Genomic DNA, 26,842 nt, shown 5'->3' on the forward strand with positions numbered 1-26,842 from the left:
CCGCTGCCGCCGTCGCAATCAGCACGCTCCCCCTCGATCATCGTCGACGGACCGGTGCAGCCAGATGCTTCGGACCAGCCGCGTTCGCGCGTGCTGCCGCGCGTGCCCGACATCATGCCGGACGAGACAGCACTTCCCGATGCGCCCTCGCTCGATGATTCGCCGGGCGCTCCAGTCGGCAACGGCGCCGAGGTCGCGCCCGATCGCGATGACCGGCGGATCAGGGGCCGGCGCCTGCCGCTGACCGCGATCTTCGTCGTCGCGACATTGCTCGCCGCCGCCGGCATAGGTCTCTACTTCGCCAAGCAGAACGGTGTCTTCAAGACGGCGGCCGAGCTCGACACCGGCCCGCCGGAACCGACCCCGACCCTTGACAGCGAGGACTCCTCGCAGCCGGGCGATACCGGCTCGCCGCAGAAGCCGGGCGAGGCGGACCAGTCGAAGAACTGGATCAACGTCTTCTCGCCCGCCGACCCGACCCATGTCAGCACGCCTTCCGACGCCGGCGCCGACGTGATGAAGGACGACACCGGCCAGTTCCTGCGCATCCGCTCCGGCGCTTCCGGTTCGGCCATTGCCTTCGATGTCGGCCAGGGCGTGCTGGAGAAGCTTGTCGGCAAGCACGCCATGTTCGACATCGTCGCCCGCTCGGAAGAGGGCAAAGAGACGCAGATATCGGTCGACTGCAATTTCGGCGATCTCGGCGACTGCGGCCGCAAGCGCTACGCCGTCGGCCACGAACGCAACGAATATCTCTTCGACGTGCAGTTCCCGGACAAGCATCCAGGCGCCGCCGGCACCATCGCCATCAACTCCGACATCGACCAGAAGGGCAAGTCGGTCGATATCTACGAGATACGCGTTTCGATCGCGCAGTGACCCGTGCGCTCTACCTATCAACGCTGGCGCCGTACCCCACCCGGCGCTTCGCGCCGACCTCCCCATCGAGGGGAGGTAGGATGTAGCGCCAACCTTACCTCCCCTTGATGGGGAGGTCGCGCCGCAGGCGCGGGCGGGGTGACTGCGCCGACGTCGGATCAGCCCTTAGCCATCCAACAACGCTTGCAGCGTCTCGATGCGGTCGGCTTCCGCCGCCGGCTTGTCCCAGCGCAGCCGCGAGATGCGGGGAAAGCGCATCGCGACACCCGATTTATGCCGGGTCGAGCGGTTGAGGCCTTCGAATGCCACCTCCAGCACCAGGCCGTTCCTGCGGTCGGCGCGCACCGAGCGCACCGGGCCGAAACGCTCGATCGTGTTGTCGCGCACATATTTGTCGATCTCTCTCAGCTCCTCGTCGGTGAAGCCGAAATAGGCCTTGCCGACCGGCACCAGCTCTTCCGAGCCCTCGGGGCCGGACCACACACCGAAAGTGTAGTCCGAATAGAAGCTGGAACGCTTGCCGTGACCGCGCTGCGCATACATCAGCACCGCGTCGATGGTATGCGGATCGCGCTTCCATTTGAACCACGGGCCCTTCGGCCGGCCGGCAAGGTAGGGCGAATCCCAGCGTTTCAGCATCACCCCTTCGATGATCGGATGCGGCGGCGTCTGGCGTAGCCGTTCCAGCGTCTCCCAATCGGGGAACTCGACCAGTGGCGAGAGATCGAAGCGGCTGGGATCGAGCGTCTTGATGAAGGCCTCGAGGTGCTTGCGGCGCTCCGCGAAAGGCAGCGTGCGCAAATCCTCGCCGTCGATCTGCAGCGCGTCGTAACAGCGCATGAAGGCCGGATAGCGCTGCTGGATCTTAGGCGAGACGCTCTTGCGGTTCAGCCGCTGCTGCAGGTCGGAAAAGGTTCCGGTCGCCTCGCGCGGGTCGCCGACCAAAAGCTCGCCGTCGAGCGCCGCTTCGAAAGTCATCGCCGCGGCAAGGTCCGGGAAGGCGCCTGACACGTCGTCGCCGGTGCGCGAATAGAGCCGGCGCACGCCGCCCTCGCACACCGCCTGCACACGGATGCCGTCCCACTTCCACTCCGCCGCATAAGCGCCGTGGTCGAGCTTTTCGAGGTCGCCATCGTCGATGGCGTTGGAGAGCATCACCGGCCGGAACAGCGCAAGTGCCGCGCTCCTCGGCTTTTCCGCCCGGCCTTCCAGCCAGGCGAACAGCTCGGTGTAGGGCGGCGTCAGCCCGTGCCAGAGCTCCTCGATCTCGGCGACATCGACCTTGCCAAGATCGGCCACAGCCTGTTTGGCGAGCCGCGCCGACACACCGATGCGCAGGCCTCCGGTCACCAGCTTGATGATGGCGAAGCGCGCCGAGATGCTGGCGTCGTCGAGCAGCCGCGCCAGCACCTTGGGCCCGTCGGAGCGGCTTGCCGCCTGCAGTCTGCCGACCACCTCGGCAAGCGTCGGCATGTGATTGGGGATATGGCCTTGCGGCTGCGGCCAGACCAGCGACACGGTCTCGGCGAGGTCGCCGACATAATCGTAGGAATAGCCGAACAGCACCGGATCCATCCGCTCCACCACCAGCGCGCGCAGCATCGCCGGCTTCACCGCCGCGATGTTGAGATCGCCCGTGATCGCCGCCAGCGCCAGGCCGCGATCGGGATCCTCGACGCTGTGGAAATAGTCTCTGAGCAGCGTCAGCTTGCCGTTGCGCGACGGCGTCAGCACGAGACGGTCGAGGAGCTCGGCGAAGCGGTTCATGGCTGGTCGCACTGCGAAAATTGCGAAGGCTGGCGCGAGGCCCCCCTCTCTGGCCTGCCGGCCATCTCCCCCTCAAGGGGGGAGATCAGATGTTGCCACGGCTTTCGCCAATCTCCACTGTCGCGGGAGATGCGCCGGCGCCGAAACTGCCAATCTCCCCCCTTGAGGGGGAGATGCCCGGCAGGGCAGAGAGGGGGGCCGTAGAGCGCGCCGGTGACGATTGGCAAGCTATGTCCCATCAATCGCCCTCATCCTCATAGCCCACGAGATGCAACGGCCTTGCCGAAATTCCCTCCAGCTCGCACCAGCGCACCAGCGCTTCCTCGCGGCCATGTGTCACCCAGATTTCCGCAGCACCCGTTTCCTTGATGGTGTTGATCAGCTCGTCCCAGTCGGCGTGGTCGGAAATGATCAGCGGCAGCTCGACGCCGCCCTGCTTTGCCCGCTGGCGGATGCGCATCCACCCAGAGGCGAAGCAGGAGATCGGGTCCGGAAAACGCCGCGCCCAGCGATCGGCGAAGGCCGAAGGCGGGCCGACGACGATCGCGCCGGCGAAATCGGCCTTGGCGCCGCTTTCGACCGTCGCCGGCTCAAGCTGGCCGAGATCGATTCCCTGGCTCTGATAATATTCGCTAAGCCTGGCCAGCGCGCCGTGGATATAGATCGGCTTGTCGTAGCCGGCGTCGCGCAACAGCCGCATCACGCGCTGCGCCTTGCCGAGCGCATAGGCGCCGATCAGGTGCGAGCGTTCGGGAAACTGCGCCGCCGATTTCAGCACGCGCGCGATCTCCTCATGGTCGGGCGGATGCCGGAACACCGGCAGGCCGAAGGTCGCCTCGGTGATGAAGACATCGCACCGGATGGGCTCGAACGGCAGGCAGGTGGCGTCCTTTTGCCGCTTGTAGTCGCCGGAAGCGACGATGCGCATGCCCCGGTGCTCGACGCAGATCTGCGCGGAGCCCAGCACATGCCCGGCCGGGTGGAAGGTGACGGCGACGCCGTTCATGGCGAGCGTTTCCCCATGCACTGCCGCCTGCGTCGTTCCGGCGAAATCCTCGCCATACCGCAGTCCCATGATGTCAAGCGTCTCTTGCGTGGCGAGCACCGAGCGGTGGCCGGAGCGCGCATGGTCTGAATGGCCATGCGTGATCAGCGCCCGCTCGACGGGCCGCACCGGATCGATGAAGAAATCGCCGGGCGGGCAGTAGAGGCCCTCCGGCCGGGGTTTGAGCAGGTCGCTGGCGCGCATGGTCTTGAACATAGTGGCTAAATTTGCCGCGGGAAGCCCGTTGCAAGAGACTGCTGACTCATCTTAGACCGGAGCATGATCTCTCTCCGAAAACCGGCACACTTTTCGGGATCATGCTCTGGAGCCAGCCGCCGGCTCCGCATTCACGGTGGGATTCCTCACGAATGAAACCGCTCCAGGCCTCCTCGGGCGATTTGACTGCCGACCGTCGCGCCGATTTCTCCGAGATGCTGCTCGCCTCGGGCGAGCCGGCGCAGGCGGCGGAGCTCCTGCTCGGCGCGCTCGAGCTGGCGCCGCGATGGGCCGCCGGCTGGTTTCGTCTCGGCGAGATGCAGGAGGCGGCTGGCCGGCTCGACCAGGCCGCGCAGGCCTGGGTCATGGCGTTGAAGCTGGACCCCGCCGACCGGCTTGGCGCCGCGCTCAAGCTGCAACTGATCGGCAAGGCGCCCGCGGCCCCGGCGCCTCCCAGCGCCTTTGTCGAGACCTTGTTCGATCACTACGCCGACAGTTTCGAGGACTCGCTTGTCGGTAAGCTCGGCTATCGGCTACCGGACTTCCTCAGCCAGGCCATCCGCAAGGCAAGGTCTGGCCGATTCCGGGTCGCCATCGACCTCGGCTGCGGCACCGGCCTGATGGGCGAAAGGCTGCGCCCGTTCGTCGACCGTCTGGAGGGCTACGACATCTCGGCCGCCATGCTCAGCAAAGCGAAGGCCAAGGGCATCTACGACCTGCTGGCCAAGGCCGACCTTCAGCATTTTTCCCACTCCGGTGCCGGGGCCGACCTCGTGGTCGCGGCCGACGTGTTCATCTATCTGGGCGCGCTCGAACGCATCGTCGGCGCGGTCGCGAACATGCTTGCGCAGAACGGCATATTCGCCTTCTCGCTCGAGACGCTTGCCGGCGGCGAGGATTTCGCCCTGCGGCCGTCGCGGCGTTACGCCCATTCCGAGGCCTATGCGCAGCGCGTGCTCTCGGCCAACGGCCTTGCCGTCCTGTCTCTGGAAAGCGTGGTTATCCGGCACGATCGGCATGATCCCGTCGAAGGCCTGGCCATCGTGGCCGGCTTTGCCGCCGCATCTGCCGCGGTGAGCACCCCGGCACCCGCATAAGCCCGGCCTTGCTGCGAAAAAGCCTGAATGGCATGGTCGGGGTGGCGCGGGGCAGACATCACGAGGAGAAATCCATGCGCTGGACCATGGTTGTGTTGGCGTCCTGCCTTACGGTCGCCGGCTGTGTCGGCGGCACGTCGATGGCCGAGCGCCAGGACGAGGACGTCCAATCCTCACTGCAATATGACGATGTGCCTTGCGATCAATTGCTGGCGCAGCGCAATCAGCTGGCGCAGCAGAACAGTCTGCCGATCACGGCCAAGCCGAGCTTCTCCAATCCGGCGATGGGCTTCGGCCCGTTCACGCCGGACATGCGCTCCAAGGCTGAGCGCGCCAGCAACAAGGCGAGCGGCGAGATCGACGCCATGAACCGCTCGATCGAGCGCCGCGACTGCGGCAAGCCGAAGAAGAAGGAGACGTTCGGGTTGCCGGGCGCCAAGCCGTCCTGAGCGTTCGATAGTCGATATTCCGTCTAATGCTCGGTTGGATTGCCGAGCGTTTGATCGCGCTTGAAAGACCAACCGATGAACCTCTCGGACCTCGGCGACCGCATTTGCATCCTGGGACCGTCCAACAGCGGCAAATCCACCCTTGCCAACGCGATCGCGCGCCAGCACGGCCTGGAACCTGTTCACCTCGATCAGCTCTTTCATTTGCCCAACACGGATTGGGAGCAGCGACCAAGGGACGAATTCATTGCCCTGCACGATGCCGCCATCGCCGGTGAGCGCTGGGTGATGGATGGCAACTACTCGGTTTGCATGCCGCAGCGTTCCGGCGGGCGACCGGCTTGATCCTGCTGGACGTCTCCACGCCAATGAGCTTGCTGCGTTATTTCCGGCGATCCCTGTGCGAGACCGGCAGGCACGGCGCCCTGGAAGGCGGGCGCGACAGCGTCAAATGGGACATGATCCACCACATCTCCGTGGTCACGCCGCGAAATCGCAAGCGATACAGCAAAATGCTGGATGCGCTCGACCTGCCGAAGCTGCGGCTATCCTCCGTGAGAGCGATCAAGCAGTGCTTCCGGGACTGGGGTTTGAGCCTGAACTAATATCCGGCCTCGCGGTCGACCAGGTTTTCGAGCTTCTCGCCGCGCTCGAAGGCATCCATCTGCCGCAGCATGGTTGGCACCAGATGAGCCGGATCCGATGTCGCCGCCGCGTGCGGCGTGATGAAGACTTTCGGATGGCTCCACAGCGGGCTGGTCTTGGGCAGCGGTTCGACCTCGAACACGTCGAGGCTCGCTTCCTTCAGCGTGCCGTCGTCCAGCGCGCGCACGATGTCGGCGTCCTTCTGCAGGCGTCCGCGACCGGCATTGATCAGCACGGCGCCGCCAAGCCCGTTGCGCCGGCGCAGTTCCTTGAGCAGCCCGTAATTCACGATCCCTTGCGTTTGTGGCGTCAGCGGCAACAGCACGACGAGAATATCGGTGGCGTTGAGGAAGGGGATCAGCCCCGCCTCGCCGGCATAGGTCGAAACACCTTTCATCGGCCGGTCGGTGCGCGACCAGCCATTGACGGCAAAGCCGAGCGACAAAAGCACCGATGCCGCCGCGCGGCCGAGATGGCCGAGGCCCATGATGCCGACGGAAATGTCGCCGGCCGGGCGCTGTGGCGGCTCGTGCCAGATCTTCTTCGGCTGCTGCGCCCGGTAGAGCATGCCGTGCCGATGGTGATCGAGCACCCGCCAGACGACATATTCGGTCATGTATTGGGTGAGATTGTCGGCGACCACCCTGACGATCGGCACGTCGGGCAGGCCGGGATCGGCGAAGATATGGTCGACCCCGGCGCCGACCGAGAAGATGGCTCGCAGGTTGGGCAGTCCGGAGAGCAGGTTCGGCTTATGCTTCCATACCACTGCGTAGGTGATCGAGGGATCGCTGGCGCCTGCCGGCTCCAGCACCACCTCGCGCTCGGCCGCCAGCAGTTGATGCCAGCGCTGCGGATGAAAGGCCGTGACGGCAAGCAGGATTTTGCCTTTTTCCATTTGCGGATTCAGTCCTTGTTACGTCAATCCAGCCGGGCCTATTCGCTGACCACGCCGGTCGGCGCCGTCTCGATCTTGAAGGCCGCCGCCATCAGCGCCCGCGTGTAGTCGGTCTGCGGGCTGCCGAAGATCTGTTCGGAAGGCCCCGCTTCGACGACCTTGCCATTGCGCATGACGATGACGTCATTGGCAAGGGCGCGGACGACCTTGAGGTCGTGGCTGATGAAGAGATAGGCGAGATTGTGCTTGGCCTGCAGGTTGCGCAAAAGATCGACCACCTGCGCCTGCACGCTCATGTCGAGCGCCGAGGTCGGCTCGTCGAGCATGACGAAGCGCGGATTTAGCACCATGGCGCGCGCGATCGCCACGCGCTGGCGCTGGCCGCCGGAGAACTCGTGCGGGTAGCGATGGCGCGTTTCGGGATCGAGGCCGACCTCCTTCAGCACGGCGACCACCTTGTCGTCGCGCTGGTCGGGCGAGAGCTTCGGCTCATGGATCTTCAGCCCTTCCTCGATGATCTCGGAAACCGACAGGCGCGGGCTGAGCGACCCGAACGGGTCCTGGAAGACGATCTGCAATTCGCGCCTGAGCGGCCGCATGGCGTTGAAGGAGAGCTGGTTGATGTCGCGTCCGTTGAAGTTGATCGTGCCGGTCGAGGAGATCATCCGGGCGAGCGCCAGCCCGAGCGTCGTCTTTCCCGAGCCGGATTCGCCAACCACGCCCAGCGTCTGGCCGGCGCGCACGGTGACGTCGATCCCGTCCACCGCCTTCACATGGTCGACGGTCTTGCGGAAGAAGCCCCTTTTGATCGGGAACCAGACCTTCATGTCCTTGCCCGTCATGACGGATTTGGCGCCCGGGTCTGCCGCAGGCGGCTTGCCCTTCGGCTCGGCGGCCAAGAGATGCTTGGTGTAAGGATGTTGCGGGTTGGCGAAGATCTCCTTGGTCGGCCCGGTCTCTACGATCTTGCCCTTGGTCATCACGCAGACACGGTCGGCTATCTTCCTGACGATGCCGAGGTCGTGGGTGATGAACAGCATCGACATGCCCTTGCGGCTTTTCAACTCCGCAAGCAGCTGGAGGATCTGCGCCTGCACGGTGACGTCGAGCGCCGTCGTCGGCTCGTCGGCAATCAAAAGCTCCGGCTCGTTGGCGAGCGCCATGGCGATCATGACGCGCTGGCGTTGGCCGCCGGAGAGCTGGTGCGGGTAGGCGTCGAGACGTTTTTCCGGCTCGCGGATGCCGACCTCGTTGAGCAGCTCCAGCGTGCGCGCCCTGGCCGGGGCATCGCGCAGGCCTTGATGCAGTTGCAGCACCTCGACGATCTGCTGCTCGACCGTGTGCAGCGGGTTGAGCGAGGTCATCGGCTCCTGGAAGATCATGGTGATCTTGTTGCCGCGCACGCCGCGCAACGCCTTCTCGTTCATGGCGAGCAGGTCGGCGCCGCTGAACAGGATCTTGCCCGAGGGATGGCTGGCGGCGGGATAGGGCAGGAGCTTCAGCACCGACAGCGCCGACACGGATTTGCCCGAGCCGGATTCCCCGACCAGGGCAACCGTCTCGCCCTTGCCGATGTCGAACGAGATATGGTCGACGGCGATGGACTGCTTGCCGCCCTGCGCGAAGGCGACGCTCAGATCTTGGACGGACAGCAGGGCTTCGCTCATTTGAACGTCTTGCGCGGATCGAAGGCGTCGCGCGTCGCCTCGCCGATAAAGACCAGCAGGGACAGCATCAGCGAGATGACGATGAAGCCGGAAATGCCGAGCCAGGGGGCGTTGAGGTTGCGTTGCGCCTGTTTCAGCAATTCGCCGAGCGAGGCCGAGCCGGGCGGCAGGCCGAAGCCGAGATAGTCGAGCGACGTTAGCGTCGAGATCGAGCCGGAGAGCAGGAAGGGCAGGAAGGTCAGCGTCGCCACCATGGCGTTGGGCAACAGGTGCCGGAACATGATAGTGAGGTTTGGCACGCCGAGCGCCCGTGCGGCGTTGACATATTCGAAGTTGCGGGCGCGCAGGAATTCGGCCCGCACCACGCCGACCAGGGCCACCCACGAAAACAGCAGCATCAGGCCGAGCAGGATGAAGAAGCCGGGCGGCAGGATGGCCGAGACGATAAGCAGCAGGTAGAGCACCGGGATAGCCGACCAGATCTCGATGAAACGCTGGAAGAGAAGGTCGGTCCAGCCGCCGAAATAGCCTTGCACCGCGCCGGCCGCGACGCCGATCAGCGACGAGCCGAGCGTCAGGATCAGCCCGAACAGAACCGAGATGCGGAAGCCGTAAAGCACCCGCGCCAGCACGTCGCGGGCCTGGTCGTCGGTGCCCAGCCAGTTCCAGTTGCCGACAACGCAGTTCTCGTCGGCCTCTCCCCTCGGGTATTGGCCGCAGCGCTTGTTCTTGTCGTAAAGCCAGGATGGTTTTGCCGGCGCCGGCTCTGGAATAGCGTTGTTGACGGTCTGATAGGAGTAACGGACCGGCGGCCAGATCATCCAGCCATTGGCATTGATCTCGTCCTGGATCACCGGATCGCGATAGTCGGTAACGGCGTAGAAACCACCGAACTTCTCTTCCGGATAGGCCACCAGGACCGGAAACAGGATCTCGCCCTTGTAGGAGGCGATGATCGGCTTGTCGTTGGCGATCAGCTCGGAAAACAGCGACAGCACGAACAGGAACAGGAAGATCCAGAGCGACCAGTAGCCCCGCCGGTTGGCCTTGAAATTCTGCAGCCGCCTCTGGTTGAGCGGCGACAGAAATGGCCTGCGAGGCCTGGCCGGCGCGCTTTCGATCGCAGCCTCGGCCATCAGATGTCTCTCCGCTCGAAGTCGATGCGCGGATCGACCCAGGTGTAGATCAGGTCGGACAACAGGCCGACGAACAGGCCAAGCAGCGAGAAGATGTACAGCGTGGCGAACACCACCGGATAGTCGCGGTCGATCACCGACTTGAAGCCGAGCAGGCCGAGGCCGTCGAGCGAGAAGATGTTCTCGATCAGCAGCGAGCCGGTGAAGAACGCGGAGATGAAGGCGCCGGGGAAGCCGGCGATCACGATCAGCATGGCGTTTCGGAAGACGTGGCCATAGAGCACCTTGTGCTCCGACAGGCCCTTGGCGCGCGCCGTAACAACATATTGCTTGCGGATCTCCTCCAGGAAGGAGTTCTTGGTGAGCAGCGTCGTCGTTGCGAAAGCCGACAGCACCAGCGCCGTCAGCGGCAGCGTCATGTGCCAGAAATAGTCGGCGATCTTGGCGGGCCACGACAGCTGGTCCCAATTGTCCGAAACGATGCCGCGCAGCGGGAACCAGTCCCAGAACGAACCGCCGGCAAACAGCACCATCAAGAGGATGCCGAACAGGAAGCCGGGAATGGCATAGCCGACGATGACGACGCCACTGGTCCACACGTCGAAGGCCGAGCCGTCCTTCACCGCCTTGCGGATGCCGAGCGGGATCGAGATCAGGTAGGACAAAAGCGTGATCCACAGACCGATGGAGATGGAGACCGGCATCTTCTCGAGAATCAGGTTCAGCACTGAGATATCGCGGAAATAGCTGTCGCCGAAATCGAAGCGGATATAGTTCCACAGCATCATGCCGAAGCGCTCGAGCGGCGGCTTGTCGAAGCCGAACTGCTTTTCCAGCTTCTTGATGAATTCAGGATCGAGCCCCTGCGCGCCGCGATATTTCGAGCCGACATCGCCGGCAGCGTCGAAATTTGCGCCGCCCGCGTCGCCGCCACCGCTGCCGAGGCGGTCGTTGCCGCCCTGGTTGGTCAGCTTGGCGATCACCTGCTCGACCGGGCCGCCCGGCGCGAACTGGATGACCGCGAAGGAGATCGCCATGATGCCGAAAAGCGTCGGGATCATGAGAAGAATGCGGCGCAGGATATAGGCGCCCATCAGGCGACGGGCCCCGCGCGGATGATCATGTCAGGCTTTGCCAATCTTTGCCGCCTTGCCCTTGTCGAACCACCACAGCGCCTCGACCGGAAAGCCGAAATCGGGTTTCTGCTCTGGAAAGCCGAACATGTCCCAATAGGCGCTTCGGTGATTCGCCAGATACCAACTTGGAATCCAATCGCGCCGCGCGCGCAAGGCCCGGTCCAGTACGCGCATGGCGGTGGTCAGGCTTTCACGGTCCTTGGCGGCGCCGACGGCATCGATCAGCGCATCGACGGCTGGGCTTGCAACGCCCGACAGGTTGCGCGAGCCCGACACCGCGGCGCTGCGCGAGTGGAAGAAGATTTCCAGATCGTCGCGGGTCGGCGTGGCGCTGAAATTGAAGGCGGCCGAGAGCAGGTCGAAGTCGAATGTCGATTGCCTCAGCTGGTACTGAGCCGAATCCACCAGGCGGATCGAGGCATCGATGCCGATGGCTTTCATGTTGGCGACCCAGGGCGAATAGACCTGCACGAAGGTCTCGTCGTCGACCAGAAATTCGGCGGCCAGCTGGCCGCCCTTGTCATTGAGCACGAAATCGCCGGAGCGTTTCCAGCCAGCCTCTGCGAGCAATTTCAGCGCAGCGCTCAGTTGCTTGCGATCTCGTCCGGACCCGTCCGATGGCGGTTGCGTCACCGCTTCACCGAAGGTCTCCGGCGGCAGCTGGTCGCGCAGTGGTTCCAGCAGCGCCAGCTCCTGCGGCGTTGGCATGCCCTCGGCCCGGAAGTCGGATTTCTCGAAGCAGGACTGCGAGCGTTCATAGGAGCCATAGAAGAAGTTGCGCCGCGTCCATTCGAAATCGAAGCAGAGGGCGATCGCCTGCCGCACGCGTGGGTCCTTGAATTGCTCGCGCCGCTGGTTGACCGCGGTGGCCTGCATGGAAGGGGTGGTTTCGGCCGGGAACTCATGCTTGATCACCTTGCCGGCGGTAAAGGCCGGGAAGTCGTAGGCCGTCGCCCAGACACGCGAGGTGAACTCCTCGCGGTAGAGGATCTCGCCCTTCTTGAAGGCCTCGAACCCGGCTGTGCGATCCTGGTAGAATTCGATGCGGATACGCTCGAAATTGTTCTGGCCGCGATTGACCGGCAGGTCGTTGCCCCAATAGTCGGCCACGCGCTCATATTCGATCCAGGCGCCCGCGGACCAGCGCCCGACCTTGTAGGCGCTGGAGCCGAGCGGCGGGTTGAGCTGGGAGGAGTCGAAGGGATTGGCGGTGAAGAAGGCCTTCGAAAGGATCGGGAATCCGACCACGTTGAGGATGGTGCGGGCCGACTGCTTGCCGGAGAATTTGAGCTCGACCGTATGGGTGTCTTTCGCCACGGCATCTTCCAGATGCGTCAGCGACAGCGCGTAATCCGGATGCCCTTTGTCCTTCAGCAGCTTGTAGGTGAAGGCGACGTCGTCGGCGGTGAGCGGCGTGCCGTCATGGAACCGTGCCTGCGGGCGCAGCGAGAAGGTGAAACTGTTGCGGTCGTCAGAAATCGTCACGCTTTCGGCGACCAGCCCGTAAACAGCATCAGGCTCGTCGAGTGCCCTCGCCATCAGCGTATCGAAGCACATTTCCATGCGCTGCGGGGAATCACCTTTGGGAACGAAGGAATTCAGCGTGTTGAAAGTCTGCGGACTCTGGTTCGCGCCCCAGTTGGGCGGCGAGAAGTTGAAGGTGCCGCCCTGCGGCGCATCGACATTGACATAGTCGAAAAGCGTGAAGTCGGGCTTGTATTTCAGGTCGCCGAAGGCCGACAGCCCATGCAGCTTGACGCCAGTTGGGATGTCGGCAAAGGCCCGGCCTGGCAGCAGTGCTGCGGCAGTGGCTGCGGCGCCGAGCGCCAGGAAATCGCGGCGAGGAAGCAAAGTCCGCCGCTCCATCAATTGAGGCCCTTGTATTTGGCCGCCAGCGCCTTTTCCTTCGCGGGGTCGATCCACCACGAATCGATGTCGGCGCCGCGGTAGGTGGGCTGCTTCTCAGGCATGCCGAACTTGTTCCAGTAGGCAAGCCAAACCACCGCGCGGTAATATTGCGGCACGGTATAGTAGTTCCACAGCAGCACCCGATCGAGAGCGTGGGTGGTGGCTACGAGATCATCGCGGTCGGTTGCGAAGATGATGCGGTCAACCAGCGCGTCGACGACCGGGTTCTTGATGCCGGCATAGTTGCGCGATCCCGGCGTATCCGCCGCCTTCGAGCTCCAGAAATCGCGCTGCTCATTCCCAGGCGATTCCGACTGGCCAAGCTGGCCGATGATGACGTCGTAGTCGAAATTGTTGCGCCTGTTGATGTACTGGGTCGGATCGATGATGCGCAGCGTTGCATCGACACCGATCTTGCGCAGATTGGCGATCCAGGGGCTGGAAATCACCTGGTCCGTGTCGGCCGCGCCGAGGACTTCGAACTTGAATGGCTCGCCGGTCTTGGCGTTCACCATCTTGCCGCCTTTGATCACCCAGCCTGCCTGGGCGAAGAGATCGACCGCCTGCTTCAGGTATTTCCGTTCCGCTTGCGGGGAATCATAGATCGGCAGCTTGAATTCCTGCGTGAAGAGTTCCGGCGGCAGCTTGTCGCGATATTTCTCGAGGATTTCGAGTTCCTTGCCTTGCGGCAGCCCGCTCGACGCAAGTTCCGTGCCCTGAAAATAGCTCTGGGTGCGCGTGTTCGAGTTGTAGAACAGGGTACGGTTCATCGTCTCGAAATCGAATGGGTAGGTCAGCGCTGCCCGCACAAGACGATCCTGGAACAGGGGCCGCCGCTGGTTGAGCATGAAAGCCTGCATCGGCTCCGGCGAGGTGGTCTTGAACTCCTTCTTGATCACGTCGCCGGCCTTGATCGCCGGGAAATTGTAGAATGTCGCCCAACGCCTCGAGCTGTTCTCCGGTTTGAGATCCTGAAATCCGCCCTTGGTGAAGGCCTGCCATGCGGCATTGTCGTCCAGGATGTAGGTGAATCGCTGGATGTCGAAATTCTCGCGGCCGATCTTCACCGGCAGCTTGGCGCCCCAATAATCCGGCACGCGTTGCCAGACGATCTCCGAGCCCGGCTTGAAGCTTGCGATCTTGTAGGCGGCGGAGCCGAGCGGCGGTTCCAGCGTCGACTTCGTTATGTCGCGCTTCTTGCCGCTGGGGTCGGTGCCCTCCCACCAGTGCTTCGGCAAGACGACGAGGTCGCCGAGGATCTTGGGCAGTTCACGATTGCCCTTCTGGTTGAAATGGAACTCGACCTCCCGGTCCGAAATGGCGACGGCCTCGGTCACGTTCTCGAAATAGCGGCTATACATCGGGCTGTTGGCCTTCAGCACCTGGAACGACCAGATCACGTCGTCGGCGGTGATCGGCTGTCCGTCATGCCATTTGGCTTGAGGGTTAAGCCGATAGGTCGCAGACGAATAATCCAACGGATATTTGTAGGCCTCGGCAATCAGAGGGTGGCTGACGCTACCCTCATCCGTCGCCTGATCCATCAGCGTGTCGTAGAGCAGGCCGCCGCCGAACTCTGCGAAGCCGGCGGCCGGCGATCCCTGCACGATGTAAGGGTTGAAGCTGTCGAAGGTGCCCACAACGACGGAGTTATAGGTGCCGCCCTTGGGCGCATCCGGATTGACGTAGTCGTAGTGTTGGAAGTTCTCACCGTATTTGGATGGTCCGATCAGCGAGGACGTCGTGTGCCATTCATCGGCGAAGCTGGCCTGCAGGCTGGCGGCGAAGGCGAGCGCCAGCGCCGATGCGAAAAGCGTGCGGAATCGGCCAACCTTCATGCGTTCTCCTCGTCGCTAGTTCCAACCACCCGCAATCTAGATCATTTGACGCCGGTGGAAACCGCAAGGGATGGCCTTTGTCGCCGTCCATGCAGCTTTCCTAACAGAAAAGCCGGGACGAACCCGGCTTTTCTGAGGATATCACCATTACAAATTGTTTATTGAGCAGGCGCCGCGGGGTTGGCTGGAGCGCTTCCCTCGGCCGGCTTGGCGGCGCCATCCGCCGGCTTGGCGGCTTCGGCCGGCTTTGCCGAGGCGTCGGCGGCGGCGCCCGGTTGCGGCAGCGGCTTCGGATTATCCGACAGCGTGCGCAGATAGGCGATCACATTGGCGCGGTCTTCTTCCTTCGGCAGGCCGGCGAAGCCCATCGCCGTGCCCTTCACGAACTTCTTCGGCGAGGTGATGAAGTGGTTGAGGTTATCGTAGGTCCAGTGCTCCTGGCCGCCCTTGGAGAAATCCTTCATGCCGGACGAATAGGCGAAGCCTTCATGCGCGGCGACGGGGCGGTCGACGATGTCCCAGAGATCCGGACCGACCTTGTTCGGGCCGCCCTTTTCGCCGGAATGGCAGGCCTGGCACTTTTTGAAGATGGCGGCGCCCGCATCGGCGCTGGCACCGGCAAGCAGGTCGGCGATCGGCTTTTCGGCCGCGGCCGGCGCGGCCGCGCCGCCTTCGGTCGGCTCCTGCGCTTCGATGGCGAAGCCGGGCTTTTCGGGGGCGGGCGAGGCGAACAGCCCGTCCGAGACGAGGCCTATCGAAAAGACGATGAAGCAGGTTCCCAGAAATCCGCCAAGCAGCTTGTTGACTTCGTTGGAATCCATACGCCCCTTGCTCCCTTTTCCGGCGGACCGTCCCGTCCACTCCGTCCGTCGGTATCGCGAACTGCCCTGAAAGGCCAGTCAAACCGGGCGGAAACTAGGTCTTTTGCTCTGGCGTTGCAACACCTATAAGGGCGCTTCCAGTGAGACCTTTTGCCACTTTTCCATCCCCGTTTTTCGACCGCCGCAAAATCCGATGTCAACCTTGATCCTGATCCCCGCCCGCATGGCCTCGACGCGTCTGCCGGGCAAGCCGCTGGCCGATATTGCCGGCGCGCCGATGATCGTCCATGTCGCCCGCCGCGCAGCCGAGGCCGGGCTTGGCCGCGTAGTGGTGGCGACCGACACGCAAGCGGTCGCGGAGGCCGTGCGGGCGCATGGCTTCGAGGCGGTCATGACCCGCATGGATCACGAATCGGGTTCCGACCGCATCTTCGAGGCGCTGACGGCGCTGGATCCCGAAAAGCAGGTGGAAACGATCGTCAACGTGCAGGGCGACCTGCCGACCATCGACCCCGAGATCATTGGCGCGTCGCTGCGGCCGTTTGAGGACAGATCGGTCGACATCGCCACGCTCGGCGTCGAGATCGTGCGCGACGAGGAGAAGACCAACCCGAATGTGGTCAAGATCGTCGGCTCGCCGCGATCCGCGACACGGCTGAAGGCGCTTTATTTCACCCGCGCCACCGCGCCCTGGGGCGAGGGGCCGCTCTACCATCACATCGGCCTCTATGCTTACCGCCGCGCCGCGCTCGAACGCTTCGTGGCGCTGAAGCCCTCGGCGCTGGAGCGGCGCGAGCGGCTGGAGCAATTGCGCGGGCTGGAAGCCGGCATGCGCATCGACGCCGAGATCGTCAAATCGCTGCCGCTTGGGGTCGACACGCCGCACGACTTGGAACGCGCCAGGCAGATCCTTTCAAGCTGAGACCATCCGCATGACCGCAAAGACCAACAGAATCTCCTTCCAGGGCGAACCCGGCGCTAACTCCGACACGGCGTGCCGCAACATGTTCCCCGCGATGGACCCGTTGCCCTGCCCGACCTTCGAGGACGCTTTCAATGCGGTCGAGACCGGCAAGGCCGAGCTCGCCATGATCCCGATCGAGAACACGATCGCCGGCCGCGTCGCCGACATCCATCACCTGTTGCCGGAATCGAAGCTGCACATCGTCGGCGAGTATTTCCTGCCGATCCACTTCCAACTGATGGTGTTGCCCGGGGTGAAGCGCGAAGAGATCAAGACCGTGCACAGCCACATCCACGCGCTGGGACAGTGCCGCAAATATATCCGCAAGAACGGCTGGAAGCCGGTCATCGCCGGCGACACGGCGGGTTCGGCCAAGATGGTGTCGGAAGTCAAGGACCGCACCATGGCCTCGCTGGCGCCGGCTCTTGCCGCCGAGCTCTATGGGCTCGACATCATCGAGAAGAATGTCGAGGACACTGATTCCAACGTCACCCGCTTCGTAGTCTTGACCAAGAACAAGCAATGGGTGGAGCGGCCCACGCCGGACGCCAAGATGATGACGACCTTCATCTTCCGCGTCCGCAACGTGCCTGCCGCGCTCTACAAGGCCATGGGCGGCTTCGCGACCAACGGCATCAACATGACCAAGCTCGAGAGCTACCAGTTAGGCGCCTTCACCGCGACGCTGTTCTACGCCGACATCGAAGGCCATCCGGACGATCCGCTGGTCAAGCTGGCATTGGACGAGCTGCGCTTCTTCTCGCGCGAAGTGCGCATCCTCGGCGTCTACCCGGCAAGCGCCTCGCGCGAGCAGTGGAAGGTGGCGGATTAGGGCATGTCAATACAAGGACATGCGTGAAACGGTGCTTAAGCCTACGCCTGGATGTCCCACGGATTTGCCAGCGTTACTCCCATTCCCTGGAAATCGCCAATGTTGCGCGTCACCAGCGTCATTCGCCGGGTGAGGGCGGTGGCGGCGATATAGGCGTCGTTGATCGGTTTTGGATCGGGGACATGCCATTGTGCCGCCTGAACGGCGGCTGCTTCGTCCAGCGGCAAAATTCGACCGGAAAATGTTGTGAGAACCGCATTTTCCAACCAATTGCGCAACACTTTGCCAGCAGCGGCATCATGGCGTTCCGCCAGTCTTACACCAATCTCCAGCTCGTGCAGCACCACGGCCGAAATAAAGGTTTCGGCAGGATCGACGGTTTCGTTCCAGAGCATGACATTGGGATGCGCCCTACCGCTCGATATCTTTCGCAATTCAGATACGACATTGGTATCGAGCAACAGCATCAGGACAGGTCTACTGGCTCGGCACGTTCCGTGCGGGGCGGCAGCGGCAAATCAAGGTCACCCGCCTCCGGCGCAGCCAGCATGTCACCGAGCGACCGCGTTTTGCCGGTGAGCCGTTTATATTCATCGAACGACATGAGGACATGCACTGGCCGCCCCCTGTCGGTGATGATCACAGGACCGTCCTTGGCAGCGCGTTTTGCGCGGCCAAGATCCTGATTGAGTTCGCGACCCGAAAGCGTGGTGATCATACCAATTCGCCAAATGTGGTTACGTAACCACATCTAATGCCCTTGAGGAGAAATTGCAAGATTGAGCGAATGGATAGCAACCACTCATCGCAGGTGATTGGTTGTGCCGCCCAGTAGGAGTGTACCTGGCGGCTCACCCTGTACTACACGACTTGCGCTTAGATCACCGCGCCCAGCGGCACATAGTCGATTTCCAAGAACTTCTCCACCTCCGGCACCCAGCGATCGCGCACGAAGGCGACGTGGTCTGGGTGCTCGTTGTAACGCGTGTAGGCCGCCTGGTCGGCGAACTCCATCGAGAAGCCGAACTGATAGTCGTTCTTCGGGCTCACCTGCCGCAATTGCTCGAAATGCGTCACACCCTTGATCCCGGTCAGGATCTTCTTCGCGTCGTGCAGGAAGCGCTTCGTTTCCAGCGAATGCGGCTCGTGCTTCAAGGTGAACACCACGGTATGACGGATCATTCTTGCGCTCCTATTCGCTGTCGACCCAGGCGCGGATGAGGTGATGGGCGATCGCCCCTTTCGGCGGTGTGATCAGGCCGTCGGCATGCGTCCTGTCCAGCATCGTGCGCACCTCGTCTCGGAAGAACCAGCGGCAGTCCTCCAACTCGTTGAGGTCGGCCTGGATATCCTCGTTGAGCGGCTCGCCGAAACAGCCGATCATCAGCGAATAGGGGAACGGCCAGGGCTGGCTGGCGTGGTAGACGACGCGGCCGAGCCGGATGCCGGCCTCTTCCAGCGTCTCGCGCCGCACCGCCGCCTCGATCGTCTCGCCCGGCTCGATGAAGCCGGCAAGCGCCGAATACATGCCTGGCGCGAAATGCCGGCCGCGCCCCAGCAGGCATTTCTCGCGCGTTGCCGTCAGCATGATCGCCACCGGGTCGGTGCGCGGGAAATGGTCGGTGCCGCAGACCGGGCAGTGGCGCCTGTAACCGCCGGCGCGCATCTCCGAGCGGTTGCCGCATTTCGAGCAGAAGGCGTGGCTGGCGTGCCAGGCGAGCAGCGCCGCCCCTTGCGCCAGCGCGCCGGCCGCCGCCTCGTCGATCAGCCCTTGCATATAGACGGAACGATAGTCGATCGCCTTGACCGTCTCGGGGAGATTTTCCGGCTCGATGCCCGCCGGCACGGCCAGCACCGGGCCTTCCTCGGAGAAGCCGAGCAGCACGCCACGGTCGAGCGAGACATCGAAGGTCTCGCTCTCGGCCACATTGAACCAGGGGTCGAATTTGCCGTCATCGAGTTTGAGGTAAAGCCGGCCGGCATGCATCAGCATCAGCCGCGTGGTCCGGTCGGCCAGCGCCTTTTCGACCGCGTCGTCGGCGCGGTTCTCGGACTGCCGGTCGATCCGGTTGCCGGCGAAACCGACAAACTGGCTCGGCTCGCGCAAGGGCGCGTCAAACAGGCGGAAGCTCATGGGGACTCGGGGTATGCTGGTGGACACTGGTCAGCTTATAGCGCCGCCTTGATCGTTTGGGCAAACCGCCTGATGTCGGAGCGCTGATAGGGTTCGCGTATGCCGTGCCCCCAGACCGGACCCGGCCAGCCGGGATCGCCCTCGGAGCGGGCGACGACATGGACATGCAGCTGGCGCACGATGTTGCCCAGGGCGCCGGTGTTGATCTTGGTGCAGCCGGTCACCCGCTTAAGCGCCTGCGCCACCATATTGGTCTCGAAGGTCAGCATCGCCTGGTCGAGCGGCGTCATCTCGTGCAACTCCTCGATGCCCGGACGCTGCGGCACCAGCACCAGCCACGGCCAGCGGCGATCATTCATCAATCGGAGTTCGCAAAGGCCAAGCCACATAAGCTGCTCGCTGTCCGCCTCCAGACGGGCGTCCAGCGTGAAACCGGCCTTGAGGCCAGGCAGCATGGGCGTTTCCTTTGTTTCTTGTATCATTCTTCAAACCAACGAACGCTAGAGCGGCGGCAAGGTGGCTGCAAGCGATTCATTGACCGCTCTTGGCGATTTGAAGGGCTTTCCGGTCTCCATATGGCCGCAGGCTCCGGCTCTGCCCTTGCATTTCGCCGCTGAATTGCCGATATGGAGCGCGGGAGGTTGGTGGTGGACGATCCACTCGCCAACCGGGTCAGGTCCGGAAGGAAGCAGCCCTAACGAGCCCGGAACGGGTCATTGTTCCAGCCTCCCACCTCTTCGCCTTTCTCCCGCGACATTGACGGCGCCAAGCCGTGCGGGCGAGACTATGCGCAGGAATCGGCCGCCTTCCGTCGCGGTCCTGGGAGCTTTTGACGGCGAATGAGCGAAGCCGGAAATTTGGGGACGGAAAGCCTGGAGACCGGTAAGGCCGGCGCCTATCGCGTCCTGGCGCGTAAATATCGTCCTTCGAATTTCTCCGAGCTGATCGGCCAGGAGCCGATGGTCCGCACGCTGACCAATGCCTTTGCCACCGGCCGCATCGCCCAGGCCTGGATGCTGACGGGCGTGCGCGGCGTCGGCAAGACGACCACCGCGCGCATCCTCGCCCGCGCCCTAAACTATAAGACCGCGACCGTCGACCAGCCCTCCGTCGACCTTTCGGTCCCCGGCGAGCATTGCCAGGCGATCATGGAAGGCCGCCATGTCGACGTCATCGAGATGGACGCGGCCTCGCACACCGGCATCGACGATATCAGGGACATCATCGACCGGGTGCGCTATGCGCCGGTCTCGGCCCGCTACAAGGTCTACATCATCGACGAAGTGCACATGCTCTCCACCCAGGCCTTCAACGGCCTGCTGAAGACGCTGGAAGAGCCGCCGCCGCACGTAAAATTCATCTTCGCCACCACCGAGATCCGCAAGGTGCCGATCACGGTCCTATCGCGCTGCCAGCGCTTCGACCTGAGGCGCATCGATGCCGGCGCGCTGGTCGGGCATCTGTCCTCGATCGCCGCCAAGGAAGGCATTTCCGTCGACGACGAGGCGCTCGCGATGATCGCGCGGGCCGCCGAGGGCTCGGCGCGTGATTCGCTCTCGATCCTCGACCAGGCGATCGCCCATGGCAGCGGCACCGTCAGCGCCGATGCGGTGCGCGCTATGCTCGGCCTCGCCGACCGCGCCCGCATCATCGACCTGTTCGAGCACGTCATGAAGGGCGATGTGGCGGCGGCGCTTGCCGAATTCCGTGCGCAATACGACACCGGCGCCGATCCGGCCGCTGTGCTCACCGACCTTGCCGAGTTCAACCACCTCGTCACCCGCCTGCGCTTCGTGACGTCGGCGGCCGACGACGCGTCGCTTTCCGAGGACGAGCGCCGGCGCGGCGCCGAATTCGCAGGCACATTGTCAGTGCGCGTGCTGTCGCGGACCTGGCAGATGCTGCTCAAGGGCATTCCCGAGGTGCAGTCCTCCAACCGGCCGGTCAGCGCCGGCGAGATGGTGCTGATCAGGCTGGCGCATGCCGCCGACCTGCCGACGCTGGACGAGGCGCTGAAATCGCTGGAAGGCGCAGGCCCGCTGCCGAACGGCGCGCCGCGCGCCAATGGCGCACCGGCCAATCCGGGCAATGGCGGCGGCGCCAGTGCCGTGGCGCAGGCGCGGATGCCCAGTTCAAATGGCGGCGCTCAGACGATGCGGCTGGTCGAGGCGCAGCCTGTGCCGGAGGCCTACGTTCCGCAACCGGCGCCGGTCGCCGAAGCGCCTGTCGTTCCGGTCAAATCGCTGGCCGACATCGTCGCGCTCGCCGAGGCCAATCGCGACATCGCGTTCAAGGTGCTGCTGAAGCGCTGCGTGCGGCCGGTGCGCATCGAGCCCGGTCGCCTCGACGTCACCCTGACCGACGACGCGCCGAAGATGCTGCTCAACGACCTGACCTCCAAGCTGCGCGCCTGGACCGGCCGCAACTGGCTGGTGTCGCTGTCGAAGGAGGAGGGCGGCCAGACATTGGCCGAGATGGAGACGACGAAGCGCGAGAATGCCTTCTCCGACGCCAAGGCGGATCCGACTGTCGCGGCCATCCTCGCTCGCTTCCCGGGCGCCAAGATCATCGACGTGCGCATTCCGGATGTGCCGGACGTGGAAGAGGCCGAAGCCGAAGTTCCGGTCGAGCCTGCGTCCGACGACGACGAAATCTGAAACAATCTTAGAGGACCATCCGATGAAAGATCTTCTCGGCCTGATGGGCAAGGCGAAGGAAATGCAGGCCAAGTTCCAGGCCATGCAGGACGAGATCGCCACGCTTGAAGCCACCGGCCAGGCCGGCGGCGGCCTCGTCAGCATCACGCTCACCGGCAAGTTCGAGATGAAGGCGCTGAAGATCGATCCGTCGCTGATCAAGGCGGACGAAGCCGAGATCCTCGAGGACCTCATCCTGGCCGCCCACAATGACGCCAAAAGTAAGGTCGAGCAGGTAATGCAGGAGAAGACCAAGGCGTTGACGGCGGGTCTGCCGATTCCCCCCGGGATGAAATTGCCGTTCTGAGGCGGCCTCCGCCAGTTAATTGATTATGAACGGAAATCGAGCCCGGACGGCAATATTAACCATTTTGCCGGCAATGCTCACGGGCTCATTTCGCGGCTTTCATAAAGTTTTACCCAAGTCCAGAAGTCGCTAACCATCTAGCCATCTTTTTGCCTGAAAGAGTCTCATTCTTGCCACATCTCGGGGCGGGCTGGCATCTTGGACATGAGGCTTTTTTGGTGATCGCGACGCGATGGAAGACGCCGCTGCTGCTTATCGGCATCGTCACTTCCCCCTTGCTCCTGGCCGGCTGCAGCCAGACCACTTCCTCCCATGGCATGTCGGTGTCGGGACTGACCGACGCGCTGACGCCGAGCTTCCTTACGCGTTCCTCCAGCCACTCGCTGAAGGATAAGGAATGCCTGCAAAGGGCGATGTTCTTCGAGTCCAACCGGTCGAGCCGCGACGGCATGATCGCCGTTGGCACGGTCGTGATGAACCGTCTGCGCTCGGGCCAGCATGGCAACACCATCTGCGAGGTCGTCGGCGAGAAGGGCCAGTTCGCGCCGGGCGTGCTGACGCGGCCGATGAATTCCAGGGCGCTGCCCGATGTCGAGGAAGCCGCCGACGCGGTGCTGAGAGGCGAGCGCAAGGCCAAGCTCAAGAGCACGATGTATTTCCACACCGCCGGCCTGCGTTTCCCTTACAAGAACATGCATTACACGATGGTGGCCGGCGGCAACGCCTTCTATGAGAAGCGCGGCCGCAACTGGCAGCCGCTGCCGGATGAGCCCATGGTCGCGATGGCCTCCGACAAACAGCAGAAAATCGACCCAACCGCGCCCGTGCTGGTGGCTTCCGCCGAACCGGTGGTCAAGACGATCGTGCGGCAGGATCCGGCAAAGCAGGCCGCGATGAACGCTGCCGGACCGACGCTTCCGGCCAAGGCGGCAATCGTTCCCGCCGAAGAGACCTATGTGACGGCCGCTGCTGCGCCGTCGCAGAAATCCGGCCGCCTCGCGCAGAAGCCGACGGTCGTGGCTATGCAGGAGCCGATGGCCGAACCGGACGCCTCGCGTTTCGGCGGCACGCTCAAGGGCCGCTACATCACCTCGGTGCCCAACGCGCCGCAGGAAGCGGCGATGGGCTTCCAGTCGACGCCTGAGAACACCGACGCCATCGGCGCGATGATCGCCAGCCAGGACCGGCCGCTCGAAACCAACTGAACCCGATTGCATCCAATGCAGGGCCCGTCATGGCAGCATGGCGGGCCCTGTGTCGTTGCGGCTGTTCCAAACGGCGCTGAAAAATCCTGGATCAGTCCGCCGTTTCACGAAACGGCGAACTGATCCATCTTTTCGTCTTTCACGCAATTCCGGACGGAAAACCGCTTCGCACTTTTCCTGGAATTGCTCTAGATCAAGGCGATGTCGAAGAGAATCGCCGGTCCGGAAATCGAACGCCTGATCCAGCTCCTGGCCAAGGTGCCGGGGCTTGGGCCCCGCTCGGCCAGGCGCGCCGCGCTCCATCTCATCAAGAAGAAGGAGCAGCTGCTCGAGCCTTTGGCCGCCGCCATGGGCGAGGCGGTCGACAAGGTGCGCATCTGCTCGACCTGCGGCAATGTCGACACCTCCGACCCGTGCATGATCTGCACCGATCCACGCCGCGACGCTGGCACGCTGATCGTCGTCGAGGATGTCTCCGACCTCTGGGCTCTGGAGCGCGCGGCCGCCATGAACGTGCGCTACCACGTGCTCGGCGGCACGCTGTCGCCGCTCGACGGCATCGGTCCCGACCAACTCAACATCCGTTCGCTGGTCGACCGCATCGCTGGCGGCGAGGTCAAGGAAGTCATCCTTGCGGTCAACGCCACCGTCGAGGGGCAGACGACCGCGCATTATTTGACCGATCAGTTGTCGGGCTTCGATGTGAAGGTAACGCGGCTGGCGCATGGCGTGCCGGTCGGCGGCGAGCTGGATTATCTCGACGAAGGCACGCTGGCAGCGGCGCTGCGATCAAGGACGGCGTTTTGAGGGGACTGCGGAGGGGGCGGGGAATGACTGGAATAAATCCTTCGAAGTTGGCGCCAGGCCCCCCTCTCTGTCCTGCCGGACATCTCCCCCTCAAGGGGGGAGATTGGCTGTCGGTTCGGCCTTCGCCAATCACGAGCGTGGGGAAGAGGACGCGGCCGATGAAGCTGCCAATCTCCCCCCTTGAGGGGGAGATGTCCGGCAGGACAGAGAGGGGGGCGACAGAACGAGGCTTTTCCAAATACAGCCTCGCATTTCTTCTGCTGGCAATATTCAGCCTCATTCTCACCACTCCCACCCACGCCGCCTCCATCGACGACCAGTTCCAGGCCTGGCTTCAAACCGATCTCTGGCCCGAAGCCAAATCCAAAGGCATTTCGAAAAAGACCTTCGACGAGGCCTTCCTCGGCGTGAAGCCGAACCTCAAGCTGCCAGATCTCGTCCTGCCCGGCGAAAAGCCCACGACACCTGAGAAGCAGCATCAGGCCGAGTTCGGCCCGCCAGCCAACTATTTCGCCGAGAAGATCATCCGCGCCGTCACCACGGGCGGGCGGGCGCGCGAGAGCGCCAATTCGAGAGTGCTCGGGCTGATCGAGAAGCGCTACGGCGTGCCGGGCGAGGTGGTTCTGGCGATCTGGGGCCGCGAGACCGGCTTCGGCGCGGCCAAGATGCCTTACGATGCCTTCGAGGTGCTGGGCACCAAGGCCTTCATGTCGACCAAGAAAGACTTCTTCCGCACCGAGGTGCTGGCGGCGCTCGACATCGTCGAGCGCGGGCTGGCGCCGGTCAATGCGATGAAATCGTCCTGGGCCGGCGCGCTCGGCCAGCCGCAATTCATGCCAACCTCGTTCCTCAAGCACGCCGTCGACTTCGACGGCGACGGCCGGCCCGACATCTGGAATTCGACGCCCGACGTGCTCGCCTCGATCGCCAACTATCTCGTCCACTATGGCTGGGTGAGGGGGCGCGGCTGGGGCGTCGAGGTGACCGTGCCGGCAAGCGTTTCCTGTGCGCTCGAGGGTCCTGATCAGGGCAAGAAGATATCCGACTGGGTGGCGATGGGCATCAGGCGCGCCGACAACAAGGCGTTTCAGGCAAGCGAATTGAAGGCCGAGGGCCTTCTGCTGATGCCGGCCGGGCGCAGCGGACCTGCCTTCATCGTCACGCCGAACTTCTATGTCATCAAGCAATACAACAACAGCGATCTCTATGGCCTGTTCATCGGCCATGCCGCCGACCGCATCGCCAAGGGCGACGCCGGCTTTGCCGGCAGTTGGGGGCCGGTCGGCGATCTGCACCGCTCCGACATCGCCGCCTTGCAGCGTGCGCTGGAAGCCAAGGGCTACGACGTCGGCAGCGCCGACGGCCTGCCCGGCTTCAAGACGCGCCGCTCGATCGGCATCTGGCAGGCCAAGAACGGCAAGCCCGCCACCTGTTTCCCCGATGCAGGCTTGGTCGCGCAGTTGAAATAGCGGCGCCTTCCAGGGCTCGAACACAGGCAGATTTTTCTCGATCGGCGGCTGCAATTAGCCGGCGCATGGGTCGACGGATCGCCGCCCATTTGGTCCGATATGCCGTCTGGCAAAAATCCATGCGGCCGAGCGGACCGCAACGAATAGGGAGTTGACCAACTGGACAAAAAACACGACGGTAAGCGGTCCAAGCCGCTGCCGGCTTCGAGAAGAATAATCAAGCCCTGAGCCGGGAACTCAGGTCAACAAAACAGGGAACGATCACCATGATGCTGGAAAAGTTTGCCGTCCGTAGCTTGCTTGCGGGTGTGGCGATGACCGCGCTGCTCGCGACGCCTGCCTTCGCCGTCACGCCCGCCGACACGCTGGTCGAGGGCTTCGCCATCGACGACATCATCTCGATGGATCCGGGCGAGGCGTTCGAGCTGTCGACCGCCGAGGTCACCGGCAACACCTATGACCTGCTGGTCCGCCTCGATCTCAGCGACACCTCCAAGGTCAAGCCCGACCTCGCCGAGAGCTGGACGGTGTCCGACGACGGCCTGACCTACACCTTCAAGCTCAAGCCAGGCATGAAGTTCGCGTCCGGCAATCCGATCACCGCCGCCGATGTCGCCTATTCCTTCGAACGCGCCATCAAGCTCGACAAGAGCCCGGCCTTCATCATTAACCAGTTCGGCATCAGCGGCGACAATGTCACCGAGAAGGCCAAGGCGGTCGACGACACCACCTTCCAGTTCGTCGTCGACAAGGCTTACGCGCCGAGCTTCGTGCTCAACTGCCTGTCCGCCACCGTCGCCTCCGTCGTCGACTCGAAGCTGGTCAAGGAGCACGTCGCCGCCGTCACGCCGAGCGCCGACTACAAATGGGACAACGACTTCGGCAATGCCTGGCTGAAGACCGGCTATGCCGGTTCAGGCCAATAC

Annotated in this window: 25 protein-coding genes, 1 other RNA gene and 1 pseudogene; 13 read left to right on the forward strand and 14 right to left on the reverse strand. The window is 63.5% G+C overall.

The window, feature by feature from the left end:
* A partial coding sequence (locus tag EOA23_RS11965) for a hypothetical protein (protein WP_127304290.1) occupies positions 1 to 879 on the forward strand: 879 nt, incomplete at its 5' end.
* 165 nt (positions 880 to 1,044) lie between these two features.
* Here EOA23_RS11965 and EOA23_RS11970 read toward each other — a convergent pair.
* Positions 1,045 to 2,646, reverse strand: a complete 1,602-nt coding sequence (locus tag EOA23_RS11970) for a cisplatin damage response ATP-dependent DNA ligase (protein ID WP_127304291.1) — start codon at positions 2,644 to 2,646, stop codon at positions 1,045 to 1,047.
* A 238-nt stretch (positions 2,647 to 2,884) separates the two neighbouring features.
* Positions 2,885 to 3,895, reverse strand: a complete 1,011-nt coding sequence (locus tag EOA23_RS11980) for a ligase-associated DNA damage response exonuclease (protein WP_127304310.1) — start codon at positions 3,893 to 3,895, stop codon at positions 2,885 to 2,887.
* Between the two features lie 164 nt (positions 3,896 to 4,059).
* Between EOA23_RS11980 and EOA23_RS11985 the strand changes: the two genes are divergently transcribed.
* The 3 genes and pseudogenes from EOA23_RS11985 (at position 4,060) to EOA23_RS11995 (ending at position 6,058) form a co-directional block, all read left to right on the forward strand.
* Positions 4,060 to 5,004, forward strand: coding sequence for a methyltransferase domain-containing protein (locus tag EOA23_RS11985; RefSeq protein WP_127304292.1), 945 nt, complete (start codon positions 4,060 to 4,062; stop codon positions 5,002 to 5,004).
* Between the two features lie 74 nt (positions 5,005 to 5,078).
* The gene (locus tag EOA23_RS11990; RefSeq protein ID WP_127304293.1) at positions 5,079 to 5,453 is read left to right on the forward strand and encodes a hypothetical protein; all 375 of its coding nucleotides are present in this window, start codon (positions 5,079 to 5,081) and stop codon (positions 5,451 to 5,453) included.
* Between the two features lie 75 nt (positions 5,454 to 5,528).
* Positions 5,529 to 6,058: pseudogene (locus EOA23_RS11995) on the forward strand (AAA family ATPase).
* Here EOA23_RS11995 and EOA23_RS12000 read toward each other — a convergent pair.
* From EOA23_RS12000 to EOA23_RS12030, 7 genes are all read right to left on the reverse strand, one after another.
* Positions 6,055 to 6,996: a glyoxylate/hydroxypyruvate reductase A gene (locus EOA23_RS12000; RefSeq protein WP_127304294.1), complete on the reverse strand. Its 942-nt coding sequence runs from the start codon at positions 6,994 to 6,996 to the stop codon at positions 6,055 to 6,057. The pseudogene EOA23_RS11995 and the gene EOA23_RS12000 overlap by 4 nt on opposite strands.
* Positions 6,997 to 7,034: 38 nt before the next feature.
* Positions 7,035 to 8,663 (reverse strand): ABC transporter ATP-binding protein, encoded by a 1,629-nt coding sequence (locus EOA23_RS12005; protein ID WP_127304295.1) that lies wholly within the window; start codon positions 8,661 to 8,663, stop codon positions 7,035 to 7,037.
* Positions 8,660 to 9,799: an ABC transporter permease gene (locus EOA23_RS12010; protein WP_127304296.1), complete on the reverse strand. Its 1,140-nt coding sequence runs from the start codon at positions 9,797 to 9,799 to the stop codon at positions 8,660 to 8,662. The genes EOA23_RS12005 and EOA23_RS12010 overlap by 4 nt, the downstream gene beginning before the upstream one ends.
* The gene (locus EOA23_RS12015) at positions 9,799 to 10,893 is read right to left on the reverse strand and encodes a microcin C ABC transporter permease YejB (protein ID WP_127304297.1); all 1,095 of its coding nucleotides are present in this window, start codon (positions 10,891 to 10,893) and stop codon (positions 9,799 to 9,801) included. The genes EOA23_RS12010 and EOA23_RS12015 overlap by 1 nt, the downstream gene beginning before the upstream one ends.
* A gap of 30 nt (positions 10,894 to 10,923) precedes the next feature.
* The gene (locus tag EOA23_RS12020) at positions 10,924 to 12,801 is read right to left on the reverse strand and encodes an extracellular solute-binding protein (protein WP_127304298.1); all 1,878 of its coding nucleotides are present in this window, start codon (positions 12,799 to 12,801) and stop codon (positions 10,924 to 10,926) included.
* Positions 12,801 to 14,681 carry an extracellular solute-binding protein gene (locus EOA23_RS12025; protein ID WP_127304299.1) on the reverse strand — a complete coding sequence of 627 codons (1,881 nt, stop codon included), beginning with the start codon at positions 14,679 to 14,681 and terminating at the stop codon, positions 12,801 to 12,803. The genes EOA23_RS12020 and EOA23_RS12025 overlap by 1 nt, the downstream gene beginning before the upstream one ends.
* Before the next feature lie 158 nt (positions 14,682 to 14,839).
* Positions 14,840 to 15,502, reverse strand: coding sequence for a cytochrome c family protein (locus tag EOA23_RS12030; protein WP_127304300.1), 663 nt, complete (start codon positions 15,500 to 15,502; stop codon positions 14,840 to 14,842).
* Between the two features lie 193 nt (positions 15,503 to 15,695).
* Between EOA23_RS12030 and EOA23_RS12035 the strand changes: the two genes are divergently transcribed.
* A complete protein-coding gene (locus EOA23_RS12035) occupies positions 15,696 to 16,424 on the forward strand; it encodes a 3-deoxy-manno-octulosonate cytidylyltransferase (RefSeq protein WP_127304301.1) in 729 nt (242 codons plus the stop codon).
* Positions 16,425 to 16,434: 10 nt separating this feature from the next.
* The gene (locus EOA23_RS12040) at positions 16,435 to 17,298 is read left to right on the forward strand and encodes a prephenate dehydratase (RefSeq protein WP_127304302.1); all 864 of its coding nucleotides are present in this window, start codon (positions 16,435 to 16,437) and stop codon (positions 17,296 to 17,298) included.
* A gap of 41 nt (positions 17,299 to 17,339) precedes the next feature.
* Here EOA23_RS12040 and EOA23_RS12045 read toward each other — a convergent pair whose 3' ends face one another.
* The 5 genes from EOA23_RS12045 to EOA23_RS12065 all read right to left on the reverse strand — a co-directional run bounded on the left by EOA23_RS12045 (position 17,340) and on the right by EOA23_RS12065 (position 19,887).
* Positions 17,340 to 17,765: a type II toxin-antitoxin system VapC family toxin gene (locus EOA23_RS12045; RefSeq protein WP_127304303.1), complete on the reverse strand. Its 426-nt coding sequence runs from the start codon at positions 17,763 to 17,765 to the stop codon at positions 17,340 to 17,342.
* Positions 17,765 to 18,016, reverse strand: coding sequence for a type II toxin-antitoxin system Phd/YefM family antitoxin (locus EOA23_RS12050; protein WP_127304304.1), 252 nt, complete (start codon positions 18,014 to 18,016; stop codon positions 17,765 to 17,767). The genes EOA23_RS12045 and EOA23_RS12050 overlap by 1 nt, the downstream gene beginning before the upstream one ends.
* A 158-nt stretch (positions 18,017 to 18,174) precedes the next feature.
* A complete protein-coding gene (locus EOA23_RS12055; RefSeq protein ID WP_126079445.1) occupies positions 18,175 to 18,480 on the reverse strand; it encodes a Dabb family protein in 306 nt (101 codons plus the stop codon).
* 10 nt (positions 18,481 to 18,490) lie between these two features.
* Positions 18,491 to 19,432: an NAD(+) diphosphatase gene (gene nudC / locus EOA23_RS12060; protein ID WP_127304305.1), complete on the reverse strand. Its 942-nt coding sequence runs from the start codon at positions 19,430 to 19,432 to the stop codon at positions 18,491 to 18,493.
* 35 nt (positions 19,433 to 19,467) lie between these two features.
* On the reverse strand, positions 19,468 to 19,887 hold the full coding sequence (locus EOA23_RS12065) for an HIT family protein (protein WP_127304306.1): 420 nt from the start codon (positions 19,885 to 19,887) through the stop codon (positions 19,468 to 19,470).
* Between the two features lie 181 nt (positions 19,888 to 20,068).
* Here EOA23_RS12065 and ffs point away from each other — a divergent pair.
* From ffs to EOA23_RS12100, 7 genes are all read left to right on the forward strand, one after another.
* Positions 20,069 to 20,165, forward strand: an RNA gene (gene ffs / locus EOA23_RS12070) — signal recognition particle sRNA small type.
* A gap of 106 nt (positions 20,166 to 20,271) precedes the next feature.
* Positions 20,272 to 22,089, forward strand: a complete 1,818-nt coding sequence (locus EOA23_RS12075; RefSeq protein ID WP_127304307.1) for a DNA polymerase III subunit gamma/tau — start codon at positions 20,272 to 20,274, stop codon at positions 22,087 to 22,089.
* Positions 22,090 to 22,111: 22 nt separating this feature from the next.
* Positions 22,112 to 22,435, forward strand: a complete 324-nt coding sequence (locus EOA23_RS12080) for a YbaB/EbfC family nucleoid-associated protein (protein WP_112127993.1) — start codon at positions 22,112 to 22,114, stop codon at positions 22,433 to 22,435.
* Positions 22,436 to 22,653: 218 nt separating this feature from the next.
* Positions 22,654 to 23,640, forward strand: a complete 987-nt coding sequence (locus tag EOA23_RS12085; RefSeq protein ID WP_127304308.1) for a cell wall hydrolase — start codon at positions 22,654 to 22,656, stop codon at positions 23,638 to 23,640.
* Positions 23,641 to 23,841: 201 nt separating this feature from the next.
* Positions 23,842 to 24,447, forward strand: coding sequence for a recombination mediator RecR (gene recR, locus EOA23_RS12090; RefSeq protein ID WP_042639939.1), 606 nt, complete (start codon positions 23,842 to 23,844; stop codon positions 24,445 to 24,447).
* A gap of 191 nt (positions 24,448 to 24,638) precedes the next feature.
* Entirely contained in the window at positions 24,639 to 25,916 is a 1,278-nt protein-coding gene (locus EOA23_RS12095) for a lytic murein transglycosylase (protein ID WP_189341589.1), read from the forward strand.
* Positions 25,917 to 26,230: 314 nt separating this feature from the next.
* Positions 26,231 to 26,842 (forward strand): ABC transporter substrate-binding protein (locus EOA23_RS12100; protein ID WP_245474139.1); only part of this gene is annotated, 612 nt, incomplete at its 3' end.

This window comes from Mesorhizobium sp. M2A.F.Ca.ET.042.01.1.1, from assembly GCF_003997405.1.
GTDB lineage: Bacteria > Pseudomonadota > Alphaproteobacteria > Rhizobiales > Rhizobiaceae > Mesorhizobium.